The sequence below is a fragment of the Pseudanabaena biceps PCC 7429 genome (assembly GCF_000332215.1).
GTDB lineage: Bacteria > Cyanobacteriota > Cyanobacteriia > Pseudanabaenales > Pseudanabaenaceae > Pseudanabaena > Pseudanabaena biceps.
The window spans coordinates 1-3,452 of the sequence record NZ_ALWB01000255.1; the positions used below are offsets into that span (position 1 = coordinate 1).

3 protein-coding genes and 1 tRNA gene are annotated in these 3,452 nt (G+C 39.5%); 3 read left to right on the top strand and 1 reads right to left on the bottom strand.

Annotated features, from left to right (window positions below):
* Positions 1–959, top strand: a 959-nt coding sequence (locus PSE7429_RS20005) for an ISKra4 family transposase (protein ID WP_009629171.1), incomplete at its 5' end; no start/stop codon positions are given.
* A gap of 47 nt (positions 960–1,006) precedes the next feature.
* Here PSE7429_RS20005 and PSE7429_RS20010 read toward each other — a convergent pair.
* Positions 1,007–2,347 carry an AAA family ATPase gene (locus PSE7429_RS20010; RefSeq protein ID WP_009629172.1) on the bottom strand — a complete coding sequence of 447 codons (1,341 nt, stop codon included), beginning with the start codon at positions 2,345–2,347 and terminating at the stop codon, positions 1,007–1,009.
* A 158-nt stretch (positions 2,348–2,505) separates the two neighbouring features.
* Between PSE7429_RS20010 and PSE7429_RS20015 the strand changes: the two genes are divergently transcribed.
* Both PSE7429_RS20015 and PSE7429_RS20020 read left to right on the top strand, forming a co-directional pair.
* Entirely contained in the window at positions 2,506–3,096 is a 591-nt protein-coding gene (locus tag PSE7429_RS20015; protein WP_040689791.1) for a chromophore lyase CpcT/CpeT, read from the top strand.
* Positions 3,097–3,284: 188 nt separating this feature from the next.
* Positions 3,285–3,355, top strand: a tRNA-Cys gene (locus PSE7429_RS20020).
* The last annotated feature ends 97 nt before the right edge of the window (positions 3,356–3,452 follow it).

Below are 3,452 nucleotides of genomic sequence, written 5' to 3' on the forward strand. Positions count from 1 at the left end.
ATCATGACTGTAGATGTGCTTTTCTTTTTCTATCTACTTTAGGCAGTTTGTATCTCTTTTACTCTGCCTTTTTTTCCTTTTTTAGTCTAAACTCCAGTGAATTAAAGCTGAAAAGCAAACAAGCGAAGAAGTTGCAAGTGCAAGCCAGAGCGAGATTAAGCCCACAACTAGAAAAATGCTGCCTATTGGTAAGTGCGAGTGAGTCCTACGCCAGAACCACGATTAATGTTGAAGAATTGACAGGAATCAAGATCAGTCACAGCAGTCAACAGCGACTAGTCCAAAAGCAGGATTTTCCAGAGATGACAACCACAGAAACCGTAGAAGAGATGAGTATTGATGGCGGTAAAGTGAGATTACGAACTGAGAAAGGGAAAAAGTGTGAGTGGAAAGATTACAAAGCCGTAAATGCTCAGGGGACAATTGCTGCTTATTTTCTCAATAATCAAGGTTTAGTTGATTGGGTACAAAAACAACCATTAGCGGAAATATTCTCTTGTCTAGGCGATGGACATGATGGAATCTGGAATTTATTCGCTGCCATAGCGCCATCACCGCAGAGGTTTGAAATATTGGACTGGTTTCATTTGAAAGAACATCTTTATGCTGTTGGTGGTTCTTTGCGTCGTCTAGCCAAGGTAGAAGATTTTCTCTGGCAAGGTGATGTTGAGCAGGCGATTTTCTTATTTTCAGGTTGTAAATTCAAACGAGCTATCAATTTTCTTGCTTATTTACGCAATCATCGCCATCGTATACCTGAGTATGGTTACCTACAAAAACAGGGAATTAACATTGGCTCTGGCTCAGTTGAATCGACAATTAAACAAATTGGTCGTCGGGTCAAGATTTCGGGTGCTCAGTGGAATCAGCAAAATGTTGCTCAAGTTTTGAAACATCGTTGTGCTTATCTCAATGGCTACTTCTATGCCCCTAAGTATATTTACTCAGTGCCTAATTGAGATGCTCCCATTAAGCTCTTCTGGTTCTGGAGATTTCAACACATTTTTCATGCAGTAATTTTCCGCTCCAATCGCCGAATTTGCATATCTGCTCTAGTCATATCTGGGTCAAATTGTTCCCAATGTTGCAACTTATCTCGCAGTCGTTTTGCTTCTTCTAAATTGCCATTATCGATCGCCTCAAAAAGCGCTGTTAATGTCCTTGATTCTTCGGTGTCTGGTCGCAGATTATCTAGCCCTAAAACATAGCGCACAATATCAGAGCTTTTCATGCCTCTAGTTGGTGATGGACATTCTTTGATTTGATAATCTTCTAAAATTTTGACCTGATGACGTTCTACAGTAGTGACAATTTCGGGACTATGGGTTGTGGCAATAATTTGAGTATTAGGAAATACTTTGCGGAGGTCAGGAATAATTTTTTGTTGCCAAGTTGGATGTAGGTGTAGATCAAGCTCATCAATCATTAATACGGCTTCGGCTTCAAGTGGGTTTTCCATCTGTGGATTTGCTAGTGCTAAGCGTCTTGCAAAGTCCATCACAAGCGCTAGCATATTACGATAGCCTGAGCTTAATTGATTAAGTGATAGTTCAATTTTTTCGCCTGTTTCAGTTTGCCATTCAACCATTAATTGAGTAGATTCTGTTTGTGAAAAATAGATTCTCGCATTGGGAGCTATAACAGTTGTAATTGCTTTGCGTATTTGCTTTAAATCTGAAAATTCAAAATCAATATCTTTCCTTTTCTTTCCTTCTCTTAGTTCTTGCAATTCTCTCGTAAAAAACCAATTAGCTAAATCGGTGAAATTTGAGATCGCATCAAAAGGATTTTTTAAAGAGTCAAATCTATCGAAAGACTGTGCTGAAAGCTTTTTAATATTAGTAATATTTTTTAAATCACGGCTAACCTTGTAATAGGCAATAACTAATAATTGTGTATCCGTGTCATTTTTTAAATTCTCTAGTAATTTATTGATTGCAACAAGTTGGGGATGCTCAAAAATATTTTCTGAATATTCTTCGTAGTCAATATTAAGTGGGCTGTCACCAATTCCACCCACTCTCTTAATATAAGTAACTTCCCATTCAGGAAATTCACTCATTGAAACACAAAATTTTGACTCATTGAAGCACTCGTCAGAGGTTTCTTTTGATGGCAAATCTCTTTGAAAAATAGGAAAACTGGGTATATTTGAAAGTTCTGGATCAGGCTCTATAGCAGATTGCAGTTCTGCTAGATATGGAAACATAGCCGCAGCGATCGCATCTAGTACGGCACTTTTACCAGAGCCATTATTGCCAACAAATATATTTATATCTGGGTTTAAGTTGACCGTCAGATCTTCAAAACATCGAAAGTTTTTGATTTTAACTTGTTGAATATGCATTTTGAATATTTGTATTGCAGATTAATTATCTCTATATCTACTTACTGTAGAAGATGTTAGGTAGTCAGTTTTGCAATCGCCGAATCAATCCCAAGAGGTGTACCTTTATTGTGCCATGGGATCTAAAAATTAACCCTGTAGCATCATCCAAATCTATCATGAGTACTTCCAATCAACTTTTAACCCTTACTTCATGGATGGCAGGTGAATTTAGCAACCGTGAACAATCGCTAGATCAACCTGTTTGGTTTGTGAACTTAGTCTGGTGGCAACGTCCCATCCCATTTAACGTTTTGGGCAGCATTGCCATCTTTGCCGAACAAGCCAATGCCCTGATCCTCGATCGCCCCTATCGTCAGCGTATTTTGCAATTTGTAGAAAATGACGGCAAAATCCAAGTGAAATATTGGGGATTTAAAGATCCGAGTGCATGGTCGGGGGCAGGACGCGATCGCGATCGCCTTAATCAAATCACCATTAATGACATCGAACCCCTCGCTGGTTGCTTATTAGATGTCTCATTTGCCAATGGTCGCTACAAAGCCGAGATGCCCAAAGATGCCAAATGTTGTTTTCAATATTTAAACGAATCGCGCCAAGTTATCCTAGGCTTTGAGGTTAGCGCTGATGAATTTTGGAGTGGCGATCGCGGAGTCGAGCCTGACACAGGCACAGCCATCTGGGGAGCCATAATGGATTTTTACAAATTCTCGAAGATTCAAGATTTTACCCATGAAATTACTAAGTAGCTAGGCGTAAGTAAACTTAAAACCTAGAAGAGCATACCGCCCGCTGCGCGGGCGGTATGCTCTTCTAGGTTTTGGTTTTTAATTATGCCAAACTACTTAGTAATTGAGACAATTTCGACCATAGCAACTTATTTTCCATATTTTGTTTGCAACTAATTACCTTAGTTTGTTATAATCGTTCTCCGTCTGGCGGCATAGCCAAGTGGTAAGGCAGGGGTCTGCAAAACCCTCACCCCCAGTTCAAATCTGGGTGCCGCCTTGCATAAAAAAAGAGCGATTACTAAGTAATCGCTCTTTTTTATAGCTATATTCACTTAAGTCAGGACATCAAACCCAATAGAGAGTTGCGGCGCTTC